This is a genomic window from Oceanobacter sp. ABM4_470, assembly GCF_056158645.1.
The window spans coordinates 3020835-3037849 of the sequence record NZ_JBSWTR010000001.1; the positions used below are offsets into that span (position 1 = coordinate 3020835).

The following is a 17015-nucleotide window of genomic DNA, read 5'->3' on the forward strand; positions in this document are numbered from 1 at the left end:
GCGGCTACCTTGGCGAAAGCACCTGCCATTTAGACAGGCGCGTGATTAGGGTACTGCAAACAGAACGTAGTGCCTGATTGCTCGGAGTTTTCCTGTGAATCTGATCCATTGTGAACCGATTCAACCTGCGACACCATCGAAAATGGACATAACTTGTCCACAACCTCTACAGAGCCACCGGCCAGTTGCATCGACTTGGCCACCAGAGCCAATCCCATGCCGCTGCCCTCCACTTCATCACGTGGTTTCAGGGTGGTGAATATTTCGAATACTTTCTGACGGAACTTCGGCTCAATGCCAGGACCGTCATCGGCGACATACACACAAGTCACATCGTCCGCCGGTTCCACCCACACCCGGATATGACCGACATCGAGATGGTGGTGCTTGACCGAGTTCATCAACAAATTACGCGCCACCAGCTCAAACTGAGGCCGGGCCGCGAACACCTGACGGGTGTTACCCAGCACCTCGATGGTAAAGCGGTTGTCGGGCAAATACAGCTGTCGCAAGCCATCAATGACATCGTCCAGATCCAGCCATTCCGGCTTGGATGCCATACGCCCAACACGGGAATATTCCAGCAGATCATTCAGCAACATATCCATACGCTGGACCCGACCTTTCAGCAAGCTGAAATGCTCGGCGGTTTCGCCTTGCAAGTGGTCTCCCAGGTCTTCCTCAATAAAGCGAGCCAGGCTGGTGATTGCCCGCAACGGCGCCCGCAAATCGTGAGAAGCAATATAGGCAAACTGATCCAGCTCCTTGTTACTGCGTTCAAGCCCATCGAGATGGTACTGAACCTCGGTGCGGTCGCTGATCGCCAACAGGGTTTGCTGGCCATCCAGGGTATCGATGGGCGTATGGCTTACCTCAACCGGAATTTGCGTCCCGCTGCGCGCCGTTGCCACCAGTCGCTGCTGGCTCTTATGGCTGTTCGTCTGATCATTATCAGGATCAGAATCGTGGCCGGAATCAGATTCTGCCTGCTGCTCGCTGGAAGCGGCATCACGAATGAACGGCTTGCCATCAGGCACCAGGCTGTCGACCGACATGTTGTGCAGTTCGTCACGCGGGGTATCGAACAGCTTTTCCGCTTCCTGGTTCGACGACACCACCCGGTTTTTCTTATCCAACAACAAAGTGGCAACGGGCGAACATTCAAACAGATCCCGAAACTGCGACTCGCTGACCCCCAACTGCTGGATAGTGCTGTTCAGATCATCTTCGAAACGCCGTAAACGCAACATGGAATAGGAAGTCAGCGTTACGCTAAACCACATAAACGCCACCATTACGATAGCAAACAAACTTGATACGTCTCGGGTTTGGGAGAACAACACGCCATACCCCACCACCAACGGGAACAACAAACTGGCTATTAACTGAATCTGCCCGACCCGCGACACACTGGTGTTGCCCAGCAGCACATTCATCACCCAACTATCGGCTGTTAGAAATAAGCAGGCCAGACCCATCCACAACGTCAGCAAACACGTGATGGGAGACATTTCGCCATAAAAACCCTGCAAGCCGTAGGAATACCCCGCCAGTGACGTCACCGGAAAAAACAACGACCCGAACGCCCACAACTGGGACATCCGCGCATGGCCGAATGAACGCATCAATAACGACGCAGCTACCAGCATCATGGTGATCGCCGTATTGGCCCCCATCGCATTCGACTTACCCGCCGCCAGCTCATCATCCACCAGCTGCTGAAACGGCGTAATGGCATGCAGAATAACGGTGCCGGAAACATCCTCGAGCAAGCGCACCAGCGCCACCAGCAAGGCCGCAAACGCCAGTCCCCGCGCCGCTGCAAGACTCAATGCTTGCTTGTCCGAAACCGTCGAACGAGCTACCGGAACACACTCCAACAACACCGCCACACCACAGCCCAACAGCGTCAACGCCGTTAGAGGATGCGTCGCCACCCCGTCAGCCAGCGGCCGATACAAGGCCTCAATACCGACGACATAGCCAACCAGACTCAGCAACACCAGCACACACACGCCCAGCGCCAGGGCAACGGCGATCAATAAGATTTTTGGCATAAGAAAGCGTCTTGGCTAAGGAGGGATGGCTCAACGCTAAAGGGCAACACCGGAAAAATCCAGCCGCAAAGCGCATCCCCATGATTTAATATGCCCGCCAGTCAGCAACGCAAACAACACAGGGAAGTGACGTACCGGATGACAGACCACAGTAGTACCATCCTGCACCGCATCAAACAGCTTAAAACCGCTCAGGTTGGCGGTAAGCGTGCACCGCACAAGCCGCTACTGATCTTGCTGGCGCTGGCTCAATATCAGCAAGGTCGACACATCGTTCGTTTTGCTGACATTGAACAACCCCTGACTCAGTTGTTGCGATGCTGGGCACCGCCGATAAAAAGCGCTCCCAACCCGACCAAGCCGTGGTGGCACCTGAAGTCGGACGGCTTTTGGGATATTCACGACCTTGAGAAACTGGGCTCTGAACACACCATCAAAGCTTATCGCCAGTCCACTGCCAGCTTCAGCTCCGATGTGCTTCATTGGCTGGATACCGACGACAGTGCGCTCACCAGCATCGCCTGGCTGGTGTTAGAGGAACACTTTTTTGAATCGACCTGGGACGATGTACTGACCCAATGCGAACTGGATATCCCCGCACCATTTGCACTGAGTAGCTCACCGTCGAACACCGCCGCAGGAGTACAAGACTCCACCAGCGCCGCCAAACGCTACCGCGCAAGCCACTTCCGCCGCGATGTATTGAAAGCCTACGACTACCGCTGCGCCGTCAGCGACTTCCAACTAAGCATCGGCGGTGTTGCCATTGGGTGTGAGGCCGCACACGTCAGAGCTCACAGCTTTGAAGGCCCTGACAGCGTCGACAACGGCCTGGCGCTGGAGCCAACCCTGCATCAACTTTACGACCGCGGCATTTGGACGTTAACCGACGACTGCCGGGTACTGGTATCGCAGGAATTCAGCGGCTCTGGCAGCGCCCTTGATCGCATCAGAGCCCTACATGGAAAGCCGATTCGAAGCCCAATGCCCGGCCAACCGAAGCCTAATATCGAGCATATTCGCTGGCACCGCGAATCCAGGCTTGGTGGTGTGTTTAGGGGGCCTGCGTTGCCGTTGTGATTTTTGAATATTTCCGAGAAGGAGAATAAAGGTCAAACCCACGCCTACCAACAAATCAGTCACGAAAACCGTGGACACGGGATGGTCACTGCTTGGTCACCGAGAGATGTATGTTAGTGGATACTATCGCCAGAGCGGCCGTAGAAATGGCCCGCCCGAGAGGATTACTTTCGCCCTTCGGGCCATCGTCGCAAGCTCCGATGTTTTTTCCACTCGCAAGCTCGTTACGAATCGAACCTGGCAGAGGCTCTCGTCCATCTCGGGCTAAACGGTGTGTTCAAATTCAGAGGAGAGGTATTTGAAGCAGGACGCTTCGGACACATCAAAGAAATGGCCCGCCCGAGAGGATTCGAACCTCTGACCTTCGCCTCCGGAGGGCGACGCTCTATCCAGCTGAGCTACGGGCGGATGCTTTCGCAAGGCGCGCATTGTACCCACGTTACCGGGCGTTGACTAGTGATGTAACGTGGTAAAAGCTCACAATTGAAACCGATAGCGATGATCAACCGAACCTCGCCTCCGGAGGACAGCGCCCTGTTCCCTCCCTGTAACCGGGTCGCTCCTCAGGGTTTCATGAATTTTCCTCACCAGCCCTGCCGAATTACCCCAGCTAATCAATAAACCACTTCAGGCGTACGGTCTTTTCATCACCCTCATGCAGACAGTTGCTGTTCTGCTTTGAGTCCTGTTCTGGAGGAAATTTGAATACCATTTGAAATCAAAGCCATTGGCACGGTTAACAGCGCTGAACCCATGCACCTGCTGAACATCCGACGCCGCGATTTGCAGTCTGACGATGTGCAGTTCGATATTTTGTATTGCGGTATCTGCCACTCGGATTTGCATCAGGTAAAGAATGACTTTGGGTTTTACAACTACCCGATGGGGCCGGGCCATGAGATTGTCGGCCGGGTAACGGCGGTTGGTAGTGATGTCACCCGATTCAAAGTCGGTTATTTGGCTGGCGTTTATCCCATAAGCGCAACATGATGCCACGCCCCAGCAACGCCCACTGCAGTACGTTCTCGCCACTGTTAGACGACAGCGGCCCGCTACCTTGCTGAAGAATCCGCCAATCGTCAGCATGGTGATTGCCCTGACCTTATTGGCACTGGATCTGAAACTGCCAAAACCGGCACTGGATACACTGTCGACGCTGGGGCAGATCACGCTGCCCTTGATGCTGATGCAACAGGGAGTTGGCAGCGGCCGCTGAGATTGGCGCTGTTGCGTACCATCGCCGGCGCTATGATCGCAGCGTTGGTGTTTTCTGGCTGGCCGATGGCCTATCGGGATTATCTGATTTTTGTGATTCTGGCGGCGATGCCGGTGGCCGTCATCAGCCACGCCATGGCGCAGTATCACCAAGGGCCTGCCGACGACATTGCGCTGACCATTTTGCTGTCGTTACCGCTGTCGCTGTTCAGCATTGGGGCGATTCAACAGTTGCTGTAACCTTGAACCTGTTTGCCATTTTGCCCGGACCCTCTGTGATCTCATGAACTCCACCCGCCTGCTCTCTTACCTCAAGGGCTACAGCCCGGAACTGCAACGCCAGGCGCTGGCGTTGCTGCAAGCCAACAAGACCGGCGAGCTGCTATTGAAGAAGTACCCTCGCCCGCACGATCTGGCCTCCGAAAAAGCCCTGTATGTGTACGCGCAGGATCTCAAGAATGAATTCATGCGCAGCTCGGCGCCGATCAGCAAGGTGATTTACGACGACAAGATTCACGTCATCAACAACGCGCTGGGGCTGCATAGCTATGTGTCGCGGGTGCAGGGCAACAAGCTGAAAGCCAAGAATGAGGTGAGGATTTCGTCGATGTTCCGACGAGTGCCGGAACCCCTGTTACGCATGATTCTGGTACATGAACTGGCGCATCTTCGCGAGAAAGAACACAACAAGGCTTTCTACAAGCTGTGCACGTATATGGAGCCGGATTACTTCCAGCTGGAGTTCGATTTGCGACTCTACCTGTGCCACAAGGACGAATACGGCGAGCTGTGGGGATAAGCCGAAGTTCTACCTACTCATGCAAACTATTCATTATGAGAAGAAACGGCAGCTGGTTTTTCCATGAATGACAGCTCCGTAAAGTGATGCCATTACGTTCTCTTTCAAGGATTCTGAATGGCCAAAGCTTCTCATCACCCAGCTTCTCATCACCCAGCGTCGTCCGGCACCACTTCTCCGGAGCCTTCTCCCCTTACCCCCACAAGAGCACCCACAGATAAAGCACCAAATAGCACCGAGACAGCGCCCGCCTGGAGCGCGGTCATTGCCATGTCGATGTGTGTGGCCTTGCTGATTGCCTCGGAGTTTATGCCTGTCAGTTTGCTCACCCCGATGGCTGCCGGTCTGAACGCTTCGGAAGGGCAAACCGGCCAGGCCATTTCTGTCAGTGGTTTGTTTGCTGTGATCTCCAGCTTGCTGATGTCCACCGTTGCCGGGTGCTTGAACCGCAAAGGCGTATTGCTGGCCATGAGTGCGTGTTTGCTGGTGTCGCTGGTTATGGTGGCAACGGCGTCCAACTTTGCCTTGCTGATGGCCGCTCGGGCACTACTGGGGGTGTGCGTTGGTGGTTTTTGGGCCTTGGGCACCGCGGTGATTATGCGTTTGGTGCCAGCCAACCGGGTATCGAAGGCACTGGCGGTGATGTTTACCGGGCAGTCCGTTGCGGCGGCGTTTGCCGCGCCGCTAGGAAGCTATTTTGGCGACATCATCGGCTGGCGCGGTGTGTTCTGGGGGCTGGTGCCACTGACATTGGTGAACCTGCTGTGGTTGTCGTACGCGCTGCCATCAATGCCCACGGAGCAAAAGCAATCGTTCGCCAGCCTGTGGGCGCTGATGCGCGAACGCTGGTTTGGCCGGGGAATTCTGGCGGTGATTCTGGCATTTGCCTCGGCGTTTTCGATGTTCACTTACCTACGGCCATTTCTGGAGCAACACGCCCATACCACGGCGAACCAGTTGTCGGTATTGCTGCTGGTGCTCGGCTGTTGTGGGTTTATCGGCACCTGGCTTGGCGGCAAGCTGTCGCAAACCCGCTTGATCGGACTGCTGCGGGCACTGCCTGTGGTGATGGCGCTGGTGACTCTGGGCCTGCTGGTCAAACCGGACATACTGCCACTGACGGCCATGCTGCTCGCGGTGTGGGGCATTTGTAATACCGCGCTGTCGATCGCCTGGATGGCCTGGTTGTCGCGCCATGCCCAACACATGCCGGAAGCCGCCGGCAGCATCATGGTGGCCTCCATTCAGGCGGCCATTCTGGTCGGTGCGGCATTGGGCGGTGTGCTGGTTGACCATTTCAGCGTGCAAACCAGCTTTACCACCAGCGCTCTGCTGGGCGCTCTGGCGTGGCTGGCGATCGGCTTTCGTCGGGCCATTGAAAACCCACAGTATGCAAGCGTGGCTATTACTCGATAGCAAACGATAGGCTCGCTAGCCGGCAGTCAGCTCAATAACCCGGAAAAGCAGATTTCGCAAAGGGAACGCCAGCGGTCGCTTTTGGCAGCGCAGTGGCGTTGTCTTTATGGTTTCTTCGTTTACTCGTTTCTTTTCCTGATGCACCGCCGAGGTAATGCCCATGATGATTGTCGACCTGCTGGATCTGGACGACCTGATCAGTCAACTGATTGACCAAGGGCTGAATCTGCCTGCCACCGCGGACGCCGACGCGGTATTGGCCGCCGTGACGACGCGGCAACAACAAGCCAACGCTGCCCAGCAGGCTGAGCTGTGTCGTTGGGCTGAACAGCTACTGGTTCAACACGAAGGCATGGTGCTGCCCGATGCCAAACGGGTGCTGCTGGCCTGTTCTGTCAAAGAGTAATCACCGCTGCATCACCTGTCGCATCACCTTATGAATGCGGCTCATCAATGGCGGTATTACGCTCCTACCCAGACGGAATAAGGCCCAAGGCACGGTTAGCAATAGAGCAACAATATGATCCGACGGTGGCACTCTACGGAACAATCGCTGTTGCTAAGATGGTTGGCTTGAGAATACTTATTTTTCGGAGCCTTCGCCTTGCTGAATCTTGTGCTTAAAACCCTGCTGGTACTGGTCGGACTGGCCGCTGTGCTGGCCATTGCTATCTGGCTGTATCTGCAACAAGCCCAATTTGCCGATCCCAAGGTGGATACCGAACGCCTGTCAGGCGAGGATTCCGCCACCGGCACCACGCGCTACCAAGACGGTAAGTTCGAGAACCTCGAAACCACCGAAGTGATGGTAGAGCAGCCACAAGACCCCGCACAACCTCGCTCCCAGAGCGGCTTGTTCCGCACCCTCTACAAGTTCCTGTTTGAAGAAATCCCCGGTGCCGTGCCCGCTGAGCCGTTGCCTTCGGTGAAAACCGATTTGGCCAGCCTCGATCGCAACGACAACCTGGTGGTGTGGATGGGTCATTCCAGCTATTACATCCAGCTGGATGGCAAACGCATTCTGATTGATCCGGTGTTCAGCAGTTATGCCTCACCAGTGCCGGGCACCAATGTGGCGTTCAAGGGTTCCAACATCTACACCGCTGACGATATTCCCGAACTGGACTTCCTGCTGATCAGCCATGACCACTGGGACCACCTGGACTACCCCACCATCAAGGGGCTGGAAAACAAGGTGAAACAAGTGGTCGCGCCGTTGGGCGTCGGTTCTTACTTCACCCAGTGGGGCTGGCCAAAAGAGAAGGTATTTGAAGGTGAATGGGGTTCCGTCTTCGACGACAACAACGGCATGCAGGTGCACATTCTGCCGTCCCGTCACTTTTCTGGACGCTTGTTAGATCGTAACCGGACCCTGTGGGCATCGTTCGCCCTGATTACGCCGCAACACCGCTATTACCTCAGCGGCGATACCGGCTACGGCGAGCATTTCCGCAACATTGGCGAAGCGCTGGGGCCGTTTGATCTGGCGGTGCTGGAATGCGGCCAATACAACGTGCAGTGGGCCAATATTCACATGATGCCCGAGCAAACCGCGCAAGCTGGTGTGGACTTAAAAGCCAAAGCCGTAATGGCGGCGCACAACAGCAAGTTCAAACTGGCCTACCACCCCTGGAAAGAACCACTGGATCGGGTCAGTAAGGCCAGTGAGGGCAAGCCTTATCGGCTGCTGACGCCATTGATCGGCGAACGGGTCGATACCGACAATCCAAACCAGAGCTTTGGGAAATGGTGGCTGAACGTTAAGTAAGAGCTGACGAACCCTGCTCAACGGCGCTGATGAGCATCCAGACATCAGCGCACCTTATTTACCTCCACTCAGTTCACCTCCTCCCTGTTTACTTCCACCGTGGTATGGGCCAGCTCGTGAATGCCAGCCAGCGCCTGCTTGATGGCGTCCGGGGTAACGCTTGTAGCAGCGGCGTCGCTGGCAACGGATACCGCAATCACGCAGGAGTAATGCTGTTTGCCCACCCGCCAGATGTGCAAGTCGGTCAGGGTGGTGTCTTCCAATGTTGCCAAGGCGTGGCTGACCCGCTCGACCACCGGGCGGTCCATTTCGGCATCCAGCAACACCCCGCCGGTTTCTTTCAGAAGCCCGACTGCCCAAACAGCCACCACCACAGAACCAACAATGCCCATCACCGGATCAAGCCAGTCAGCACCCCACCATTTGCCGCCAAACAAGGCCACAATGGCCAGCACCGACGTCAAGGCATCGGTGAGTACGTGGATATAAGCAGCACGCAAGTTCAGGTCGTGGTGTTCATTGCTGTGATGATCATGGCTGTGATGATCATGACCGAAGTGGGAATGATCGTGCCCAGGGGCGTCGTGATCTGAATGGGCCTGATGTGAATGGTCATGGTGTGAGTGGTCATGGTGTGAATGACCGTGATGGTGGTGATGATCGTCTTTCAGTAACCAGGCGCAGGCCAGATTCACCAGCAGGCCCAGCACCGCGACGGAGATGGCCTGATCGTATTCAATGGTTTCCGGAGCGAATAACCGCTCGACCGACTGAAACAGCATCAAACCGGCAATCGCCATCAGGAACAAGGCACTGGAATAGCCCCCCAGAATTTCAATTTTCCAGGTCCCGAAGGCAAAGCGCGGGTGATTGGCAAAACGTCGCGCAGCGGCATAAGCAGCCACCGCCAATCCAAGGGCCAGTGCGTGTGAACTCATGTGCCAGCCATCAGCCAGCAGCGCCATGGAATTAAACACCAGGCCGCCGGCAATCTCGGCCACCATCATCACTACCGTCAGCAACACCGCCCAGCGGGTCTTGCGTTCGGCCATCGGATTGCCTTCATCAAAGGCGCGATTGTGCTGACAAGGAGCCATTGTTTGACTGGACATAATGCCATTTCCTGTGGAATTTTTTATACTATACCCCAGTATACCTATTACGAGAATATTCAATGGCTCACATCTCTCACGATCGCGACAAACTGCTGACCCGAGTGCGTAAAATTCGTGGTCAGGCGGACGGTCTGGAAAAACTGCTGAACAACGAAACCGAGTGCACCCGCGTACTGCAACAAATTGCGGCCTTGCGTGGTGCTGTTAACGGTTTGATGTCGGAAGTACTGGAAGGCCACCTGCGTGAACATCTGGGCGACAACGATTTGACCCCGGAGCAACGGGCGGAAGAAGTGGACGATGTGGTTAAAATTCTGCGTTCTTACATGAAATAAACCCACACACCCAACAAGCCCGGCGGACCGGGCTTGTTGGTTTATTTAGGAGGTTGTTCAGGAATTGCTGCGTTGTTTGAATTGAGCAGCAATCAGAGCTTCTTCACTTCCTCGTTGATGCTGGCTGCCAGCTCATCCATACGCTGCTGTACATCAGCATCACGCACGATGATGTCTTGCAGGGCTTCAGCCCACTCGGTGGTGGTGTGGAAGAACTTGCTCTGCGGGGTGAATTTGATGCTGGTGTTCTGAATCACCGCACCAAAGGTCCGGGCATAACCAGTGTGGCGACGAATGCGCTGTTTCCATTCGCGGGAGCGCCACACGGAACGACGTACCGGGTTAACCACGTCGGCTTCAATGGCTGCCCACTGCATGTGCTCACGATTGGTGAAGAACTGCATAAATAACCACGCCGCGTTTTTCTGCTCGGAAGCGTTGTTCATGGCAATGGACCACACCCATTCATTGGCTCCCATCACACCACCGTCGGTAATCGGCATTGGTGCCCAGGCGAGGTTACCCGCCTCGTTGGACGCCCCGGCAACGTTCTGGAAAAAGCCAATGATGTCAGCATCCAGTGCCATCGCCGCTTTGCCATCGCCAAGGTCTTTGGACACCTGATACCAGGTGTAATCGGTCCAGTCGTGCGGGCCAGCCTCACGCACCATATCGGCAAACTGGCGGGTGATATCCACGGCTTTTTCGCTGTTAACCACCGAGTTAAGTTTGCCATTGCGCATTTCGAAGTCTTTGGCGCCAGCATTACTGAACAGAGTCATGTAGCCCGGGTGAATGGTGGCCCAGGACTTGGTGCCGCGAACGGCTACCCCATAACTGCCCGGGCCATTCCAGTTGTTCAACTGCTTGGCCGTTTCCACCAGCTGCGCCAGCGTGGTCGGTACTGGCAACCCCTTTTGCTCCAGCGCGCGCTTGTTGTACATCAGCACATTGGCCTCAAAACCCAACGGCAGCGCCCACAAACGGCCGGTGCCCACCAGGTCACCTTGTTGCAGGCTCCAACGGTTAGCTCCCAGCACACCACGGAACATGTCGTTAAGATCGTAATCCGGCGCGGTGAAGCGGTCAGAGTCCAGGTAGCTATCCAGTGCCTGAACGTGCCCTGCAGAGGCATAATCCCACAGCTGATACGCACCGGTCATAAAGACATCCGGACCTTTGGCGCCCTGTTTCAGCCCTTTGGAGACGCCATCAAAGTAGGTTTCTTCGCTGGTAACGGTGTAACGCACCTTGATGCCGGTTTGCTGCTCGAACAGCGGCAGACGCTGGATGATGGCATCGGCGTAAGGGTGCTTGTTCAGCATCACGTTGATGGTTTTACCCTGCTGGGATGCCCAGTTATAACCATCGGCTGCCTGTGCCGAAAATCCGGCAAAGGCCAGCAGGCAAGTTATAATGACGCCCTTCCAGAATTGGAAAAGCGTTCGTTGTTGGGGTTCGGTCTGCTCTGGCGTGCTCAAGAACATACTTCTTCTCCGGCATTATTCTTTTGTAGGATTGTCGGACAATTACGAAGTGTATATTAGTTCTCAAACCTTCAAACCGGAAGCACAAGCCAGCTGACTTTCCAGCGCCTTACGACAATACCGTGCATCCTGCCGCTCGAGTTCAGGTTAGAAGTCAAAACCGCTTGGCACGATCACCATATCGCGAATGGTCATGCCCCGTGGCCGCGTCAGCATAAACAGAATGGTTTCGGCAATTTCCTCGGCGGCGATCAAGGTGCCCTTTTCCTTCGCCTGTTGCAGTTTTTCCTCCGGCCAGTCGGCCAACAATGCGGTTTCGACCGGCCCCGGAGAAATCGTGCCCATCCGCAAACCGTGTTGCAGCACCTGCCGACGGGTGGCCTGAACAAAACAGTCCACCGCCCATTTCGACGGTGAGTACACGGGTTCCCACTCCACCGCCTTGGTAGCCGCCGCTGAGCTGGTGACAATGATGTCGCCTGTTTGGCGCTCGATCATATGGGGCAGCAGGTCGTGGACATTTTTCATCACCACATTGACGTTGAGGTTCAACATTCGATCGATGGCATCGCTGCTGTTGTCGATCAGATCGCCGCCCAGATACATACCGGCATTGGCGTGAAAGATGTTGATATGAGGAACCCGTTGCAAGGTTTGTGGAATCAGCTGGCGACACTGCTCAACGTCCAGCAGATCGACTTCCAGCGGAATCACTGCCTCACCGAGGGACTGCTGTGCCGCAGCCAGCGCAGCGGCGTCACGGTCGGCCATCACCACGGTGGCACCAGCGGCCACCATGGCGCGGGTACTGGCCAGACCAATGCCGGACGCGGCACCGGTGATCAAGGCGTATTGATGTTGCAGGGGCAAGTTGGCGGCCAGTGAGCCGGTCAGGGAAGCTGTCATTATTATTGTCTCCGCTTGGCGGTGGAAAACCTCCACTGTCGCAGAGCCAATCAGCGACCGCTAAACCGCTGTTGCGCAATCTTGATACTCTATTTCTCTTTACTTGCTTTGGTTTCTGCTTTGGTTTCTGCCCGTTCCTCTGAACGGGTTTTGGGCGTATTGTCCGGATGAGCCGGTTGCGGAGTGTCTTCCACCAGCGGCTGCTCGTCGGTGGCGCGTTCAAACAGCCCCTCGAAGCGGTCGCTGTAGGCTTCAACAAAGGCATTTTGCAAGGCATTTACCACCGCATCCCAGGTGCTGATTTGCGGGTCGTCTAGAGTGCCTTCAACGTCAATCTGGGTGGCGATCTGATCGGTTTCACCGTCGGTGAACAGCGCGGCCAAACCGCCATCCAACCCTTCCCAGGCCAGTTGAAACGGGCCGTCGCCCTGTTCTTTCACGTCTTGATCCCAATTCAGGATGTCGACGTTTTTCAATAACGGCCGCACATACCCCGTCAGCTTGCCATCGCGGGCTTGCAGCTCGCTGACCAGCTCCCCCGTGCCCGCAGCGAAGTCGAGCGATGCATAGGCCTGTGCCAGCGGGTTGAGCATCGGCAACGAGAAACGGTTGAATTTCAGCGCCACCACAAAGTCCTTTTCCTTGAACGGATCAAACTCGGCTTTTAACGACAAGTCGGCGTGATTCAACACCAGCCCGGTGGCCTCCAGGCTGGCCACCCGATTACCATGAATACCGTTGACGTTGGTCAAATTGGTGGCCGACGCGTTCAGCTCGGTCAGCTGCACATTCACCGGAGGCTCGGATTCAAAATTACGGAAAGCGACAACACCGTCGACGATATCGACCCGGTTAATGGTCACCGGCACCAGTTCATTCAAGACTTGTCGCCAGTCAGTGCCCTGACCGGCCTGATCCCCTTGTTCAGAGGCGCTGTCGACAAAGTTGAGTTCGGGGCGGTCGAAGCGTAAATCGGCCAGCACATAGCCATGCCACAGGGCACGCCAGCTGACGGCAATGTCGATGCTTTCGGTTCGAAAAAAGGGCACCGGTTGTTGATGGTCGGCTATTCTGGCAATGCGTAAATCGCGGATTTGATAGGCGCCCCGGTACAGCGCAATGCCAACGTCTTCAACATGGCCGGTGTAATCCCCCATGTCTTCTAGCTGACTGTTAAGAACCCGCTTCACCACCACAGGCAGTATCAGTTGCGCCACCAGCAGTGTCGCCAGCAGCAATAACACCAGTGCTATGCCCCAGCGTCGTTTGTGCGTTCGAGCCATGAATCCTCCCACCCCGATTGCTTTCCGTTTCAAGGAATGGGAGTGGATTCAGGCGGTTTCGTTCCTTGTTTAGCCCGCCGCCAGCCACTGCAGCAGCGCTTCAAAGCCGCTCAGATCGGTCAGTCGCTCGGCAGCGCTGGATTCGTGCGTCATAAAGCGGCCTTTGGCCAGCTGGATGCCACCTTCAATCATCAGGTTGTCGCTGAGGCTGAAGTCTTCAATGCTGTTGCCATCGCGGTCGATCATGGCCAACTCGCCAGAGGCACTGTACACCGCCTCGGCCGGGCCAAACATGGCATAGGAACGCTCGGCAAACGGTCGAACGTCGTTGCTGTAGGCCAACAGGGTTTTGCCCAACCCTCGCGCCAGACCCAGTTCGTACACGGTGCCCACATCGGCACTGACGCCCCGAAATGGCGTCAGGTTGGCAATGATGACGTCTGCCTGCTGAATCAACTGTTCATTGCCACGGCTAATGGCAAACGCCATCGCCTGCAAGCTGTCGTAGGCATCCGGGTCCAGCTCGGCATCCAGTGGATACAGGCCAGTAAAACCGTACTGCTCGCACAGGGCTTTTTTCGCTGCCCCTTGCTCCACGGCGTTGGGCAAAAAGACCTCTGGCCCAGCGAGATAAATCAATGTCATAACACACCTTTTGTGAACCCAGAAAAGTATCAGATTGCAACGACAGTCCGCTGTTCCGGATCAAGACACGTTCAATGAGGAATAACACACCACCCGATTACGCCCCTGATGTTTGGCTTCGTACAGTGCCGCGTCCACCTGCTTCAACAGCAAGGAAGGATCAGACGAGCACTGCACTTGCAGCACCCCGAACGACATACTGGTGCGAATAGCGACGCCATCATAAAAGCACGGCCGCACCTCAATGGCATGACGAATACGCTCCGCCAGCTGCAATGCCTGTGGCTGTTCACAGGCGGGCAAAATGGCAATCAATTCCTCGCCGCCAAAGCGCGCCACAATGCCATCTTCCGGTGCCAGAATGTCGCGCCACAGACTGGCTACCATCATCAGGCAAGCGTCGCCAGCAATGTGGCCATAGTTATCGTTAAGCTGCTTGAAGTGGTCGATATCGCCCATGATCAGGCACAGTGGTTCGTCGGACTGCTGCGCCATCACCACCTCCCGCACCAGCATGGTGTCGAAATAGCGGCGATTGGCCAAGCCAGTCAGACCGTCCATTTTGCTGCGCGAATCCAGTTCGGCGTTCACCGCCTCCAGTTCCGACACCGCCATGCGTAATTCACGGGTACGACGGTCAACCTGATCTTCCAGCTGGCTTTTGGCCTGCCGCTCGACTTCCAACGCCCGAATACGGGCCTCGTCGGCCTTGCGGTAATACAGCAACGACATTTCCTGCGCCTGCTGCCGCTGCTTGCGCTCGCGGTTAATTTGCTCCGCCAGCGCCAACGACAGCAGCATGGTTTCCAGCACAATGCCGATATTCTGGAACGGCTGGAACCAGCCCTGCATCGGAATCAGCCCACTGAGCCCGGCCATCAGCAAAAACGTCGCCGCAATCAGAATCGACCAGGCAATGGTGACGTACTTGGCCGACACATTGCCCTTACGCCACACCGCAATCCCGGTGGCAATGGCAATAAAGCAACTGGCAATGGCACCGATGTCTTCCAGCACCATCAGCCAGGCGGTGGGTTCAATCAGGTAGCCCAGCACCATCAAGCCCCAGAACAGCGCCAGACTGACGCTACACACAATCAGCCAGCCACCGTAATGCCACAAATTCAGAAACCGTTGGATAAACAGCGTGGCACACAAAAACGCCAGACTACTGCTGACGCCGTAGACATGCTCGTCGAGCCAATAAGAGCCGCTCCAGACGTAGGTTTGCCCCACTCCCGTGACCCCCAGCGTGTAAAACAGCATCGACAGTACATACAGCCCATAAAAGCCGTAGCTGGAGTCACGCACAAACACCGTCAGCGAAAAGTTATAGACCGCCATCGCCAACAGCACGCCGAAGAACATCCCAAGCCATAAAGTGCGGGTGTTGTCCCAACTTTCGTAGGCGTGACTTTTCCAGATTTTCAACGGCACGATCAGCTTGGCGGGCGACTCCACCCGCAAAAACAGCTCAACGTCCTGAAAGCCATCGTCGACCAACGGCACCACGTGGGGCAGGTAATTATGCTCACCAGCCCAATGCGACTTGGCCGACGCCATCGACACCCACTCGTTACTGCGGAGATCACGAACGTGCGTTTCTACCCAAGTCAAATACGGCCAGGCAACCTGCAGCCAGCGCGCGTCCTGTAACGGCTGCCGCCACTGCAAACGCACATACAGCCATACCGGCTGATCCAGATGATTCACCAGCGATTCACTGACCAGCGGCTGCCAGCCGGGGTCTTCCAAGGCCAGTAACTGAGGTAAATCCAGCCAGCCAGCGTCACCGGCAACAACATGCGTAGCACGAATCGAAATCGCGTCCTGCTGGTTATCCAGCAAAGCAGGCGAAGCAGGGGCTGTATAATCAGCGAGAGTATGAGTCGTGAGAGACTGATTAGCGGCAGCTTGATCAGAAAATGCAGGATGAATAGAGATTGGATCAGTCGCTTGATCAACCGAAGACTGTCGTAACGACAACAACCACGCAGGCACCGAGGATTCAGATGGTACATCTACCGGCGCTGAAACAGGCGCCGATACAGACAAGGGAGCAGCCTGCATAGAAGCAGTGGTTAAACGCGCCACTTCGGCAAAAGCGACCTCGTAAGCAGTCATCCAAAAGGCAACGACCAACCAGAGAGAGTTGTTCACAAGCACCTCACGAATGCGTGGATTACTGTAAACATAAGTCAGTCACTGGTAACAAACAACGCACTTAACGTTACGACTGGAAGCTAACAGACCACATAACAGCCGTTAGATAAAAAACAGTACTCTGGTAGTAGAAACTGGCCAAATACCTCTATGCCGTGGTGCCTGCGCAAAGCGGACACAGAGGAACCATAGGACTATTTGGGCCACAGAATGAAGTGAGGTCACGGAATCCCCTAAAACAAAAAACGGCCCTGAAGGTTTTCCTTCAGGGCCGCTTTTTACCGTCTCAGGGTCAGTAATAGCTAACTACCGTTAGTCTCGTACCACCATCACGCTGCATTTGGCATGACGCACTACCCGTTCGGCATTGGAGCCAACGAAGTAGGCACTCAGTCCCGGCTTTTGCGCCAGCATGATAATGGCGTCGGCCTGGATCTTTTTGGCTTCTTCCAGAATCTGCTCGTGAATGGTGCCACGGCGTACATGGCAAAAGCTGTGCAGGTTGTCTGGCATCAGGTTTCGCACCAGTGCCAGCAGCTTGTCTTTAACGTCCTGGCGGCGTTCTTTTTCCTTGTGGGGATCAATGTAAGGCGAACCGGCTTTGTGGACGCCGCTTTCATCCACGTACAGGAAGTTGAAGTCGGCGTGCGGGCTGTCGCTGGTCAGGTGACGGGCGGCATCGACCAACTTTGGCAGCTCGGTTTTATGGGCCAGATCGACCGGAATCAGAATTTTGTAGTACATGT

General features: G+C 55.6%; 17 protein-coding genes and 1 tRNA gene. 9 read left to right on the forward strand and 9 right to left on the reverse strand.

Annotated elements, in window-relative coordinates:
- Positions 1-29: 29 nt before the first annotated feature.
- Positions 30-2057: a sensor histidine kinase gene (locus tag ACXADJ_RS13400; protein WP_475066705.1), complete on the reverse strand. Its 2028-nt coding sequence runs from the start codon at positions 2055-2057 to the stop codon at positions 30-32.
- 138 nt (positions 2058-2195) lie between these two features.
- Between ACXADJ_RS13400 and ACXADJ_RS13405 the strand changes: the two genes are divergently transcribed.
- Complete coding sequence (locus ACXADJ_RS13405; RefSeq protein WP_475066708.1) at positions 2196-3137, forward strand: phosphorothioated DNA-binding restriction endonuclease; 942 nt, start codon at positions 2196-2198, stop codon at positions 3135-3137.
- A 331-nt stretch (positions 3138-3468) separates the two neighbouring features.
- On the opposite strand, the gene ACXADJ_RS13410 is transcribed toward ACXADJ_RS13405, so the two are convergent.
- Positions 3469-3545 (reverse strand) — tRNA-Arg (locus ACXADJ_RS13410).
- A gap of 345 nt (positions 3546-3890) precedes the next feature.
- Between ACXADJ_RS13410 and ACXADJ_RS13415 the strand changes: the two genes are divergently transcribed.
- The 7 genes from ACXADJ_RS13415 (at position 3891) to ACXADJ_RS13445 (ending at position 8335) form a co-directional block, all read left to right on the forward strand.
- A complete protein-coding gene (locus ACXADJ_RS13415) occupies positions 3891-4127 on the forward strand; it encodes an alcohol dehydrogenase catalytic domain-containing protein (RefSeq protein WP_475066710.1) in 237 nt (78 codons plus the stop codon).
- Between the two features lie 67 nt (positions 4128-4194).
- Positions 4195-4353 (forward strand): hypothetical protein, encoded by a 159-nt coding sequence (locus tag ACXADJ_RS13420; protein ID WP_475066712.1) that lies wholly within the window; start codon positions 4195-4197, stop codon positions 4351-4353.
- A gap of 11 nt (positions 4354-4364) precedes the next feature.
- A complete protein-coding gene (locus ACXADJ_RS13425) occupies positions 4365-4592 on the forward strand; it encodes a hypothetical protein (RefSeq protein WP_475066714.1) in 228 nt (75 codons plus the stop codon).
- Between the two features lie 43 nt (positions 4593-4635).
- Positions 4636-5151 carry a M48 metallopeptidase family protein gene (locus ACXADJ_RS13430; protein ID WP_475066716.1) on the forward strand — a complete coding sequence of 172 codons (516 nt, stop codon included), beginning with the start codon at positions 4636-4638 and terminating at the stop codon, positions 5149-5151.
- A gap of 117 nt (positions 5152-5268) precedes the next feature.
- Positions 5269-6567: an MFS transporter gene (locus ACXADJ_RS13435; RefSeq protein ID WP_475066718.1), complete on the forward strand. Its 1299-nt coding sequence runs from the start codon at positions 5269-5271 to the stop codon at positions 6565-6567.
- Positions 6568-6727: 160 nt separating this feature from the next.
- Positions 6728-6973, forward strand: a complete 246-nt coding sequence (locus tag ACXADJ_RS13440) for a hypothetical protein (RefSeq protein ID WP_475066720.1) — start codon at positions 6728-6730, stop codon at positions 6971-6973.
- Between the two features lie 198 nt (positions 6974-7171).
- Positions 7172-8335, forward strand: a complete 1164-nt coding sequence (locus ACXADJ_RS13445; RefSeq protein WP_475066722.1) for an MBL fold metallo-hydrolase — start codon at positions 7172-7174, stop codon at positions 8333-8335.
- A 68-nt stretch (positions 8336-8403) separates the two neighbouring features.
- Here ACXADJ_RS13445 and dmeF read toward each other — a convergent pair whose 3' ends face one another.
- Entirely contained in the window at positions 8404-9447 is a 1044-nt protein-coding gene (gene dmeF, locus ACXADJ_RS13450; protein ID WP_475066725.1) for a CDF family Co(II)/Ni(II) efflux transporter DmeF, read from the reverse strand.
- Between the two features lie 62 nt (positions 9448-9509).
- Between dmeF and ACXADJ_RS13455 the strand changes: the two genes are divergently transcribed.
- Complete coding sequence (locus ACXADJ_RS13455; protein ID WP_475066728.1) at positions 9510-9785, forward strand: metal/formaldehyde-sensitive transcriptional repressor; 276 nt, start codon at positions 9510-9512, stop codon at positions 9783-9785.
- A 92-nt stretch (positions 9786-9877) separates the two neighbouring features.
- Here ACXADJ_RS13455 and ACXADJ_RS13460 read toward each other — a convergent pair whose 3' ends face one another.
- The 6 genes from ACXADJ_RS13460 to ACXADJ_RS13485 form a co-directional block, all read right to left on the reverse strand.
- Entirely contained in the window at positions 9878-11272 is a 1395-nt protein-coding gene (locus tag ACXADJ_RS13460) for an ABC transporter substrate-binding protein (RefSeq protein ID WP_475066729.1), read from the reverse strand.
- 147 nt (positions 11273-11419) lie between these two features.
- On the reverse strand, positions 11420-12178 hold the full coding sequence (locus tag ACXADJ_RS13465; protein WP_475066732.1) for an SDR family oxidoreductase: 759 nt from the start codon (positions 12176-12178) through the stop codon (positions 11420-11422).
- Between the two features lie 89 nt (positions 12179-12267).
- The gene (locus ACXADJ_RS13470; RefSeq protein WP_475066735.1) at positions 12268-13461 is read right to left on the reverse strand and encodes a DUF748 domain-containing protein; all 1194 of its coding nucleotides are present in this window, start codon (positions 13459-13461) and stop codon (positions 12268-12270) included.
- A gap of 69 nt (positions 13462-13530) precedes the next feature.
- A complete protein-coding gene (locus tag ACXADJ_RS13475; protein ID WP_475066736.1) occupies positions 13531-14106 on the reverse strand; it encodes a nucleoside 2-deoxyribosyltransferase in 576 nt (191 codons plus the stop codon).
- Between the two features lie 60 nt (positions 14107-14166).
- Positions 14167-15954, reverse strand: coding sequence for a diguanylate cyclase (locus ACXADJ_RS13480; protein WP_475066738.1), 1788 nt, complete (start codon positions 15952-15954; stop codon positions 14167-14169).
- 627 nt (positions 15955-16581) lie between these two features.
- Positions 16582-17013, reverse strand: a complete 432-nt coding sequence (locus ACXADJ_RS13485) for a universal stress protein (protein WP_475066739.1) — start codon at positions 17011-17013, stop codon at positions 16582-16584.
- Positions 17014-17015 lie beyond the last annotated feature (2 nt).

Coding starts and splice junctions, on each gene's coding strand:
- ACXADJ_RS13405 (WP_475066708.1), top strand. CDS start 2,196: ATGACAGACCACAGTAGTACCATCCTGCACCGCATCAAACAGCTTAAA.
- ACXADJ_RS13460 (WP_475066729.1), bottom strand. CDS start 11,272: ATGTTCTTGAGCACGCCAGAGCAGACCGAACCCCAACAACGAACGCTT.
- ACXADJ_RS13440 (WP_475066720.1), top strand. CDS start 6,728: ATGATGATTGTCGACCTGCTGGATCTGGACGACCTGATCAGTCAACTG.
- ACXADJ_RS13430 (WP_475066716.1), top strand. CDS start 4,636: ATGAACTCCACCCGCCTGCTCTCTTACCTCAAGGGCTACAGCCCGGAA.
- ACXADJ_RS13470 (WP_475066735.1), bottom strand. CDS start 13,461: ATGGCTCGAACGCACAAACGACGCTGGGGCATAGCACTGGTGTTATTG.
- ACXADJ_RS13475 (WP_475066736.1), bottom strand. CDS start 14,106: ATGACATTGATTTATCTCGCTGGGCCAGAGGTCTTTTTGCCCAACGCC.
- ACXADJ_RS13485 (WP_475066739.1), bottom strand. CDS start 17,013: ATGTACTACAAAATTCTGATTCCGGTCGATCTGGCCCATAAAACCGAG.
- ACXADJ_RS13400 (WP_475066705.1), bottom strand. CDS start 2,057: ATGCCAAAAATCTTATTGATCGCCGTTGCCCTGGCGCTGGGCGTGTGT.
- ACXADJ_RS13465 (WP_475066732.1), bottom strand. CDS start 12,178: ATGACAGCTTCCCTGACCGGCTCACTGGCCGCCAACTTGCCCCTGCAA.
- ACXADJ_RS13435 (WP_475066718.1), top strand. CDS start 5,269: ATGGCCAAAGCTTCTCATCACCCAGCTTCTCATCACCCAGCGTCGTCC.
- dmeF (WP_475066725.1), bottom strand. CDS start 9,447: ATGTCCAGTCAAACAATGGCTCCTTGTCAGCACAATCGCGCCTTTGAT.
- ACXADJ_RS13415 (WP_475066710.1), top strand. CDS start 3,891: ATGCACCTGCTGAACATCCGACGCCGCGATTTGCAGTCTGACGATGTG.
- ACXADJ_RS13455 (WP_475066728.1), top strand. CDS start 9,510: ATGGCTCACATCTCTCACGATCGCGACAAACTGCTGACCCGAGTGCGT.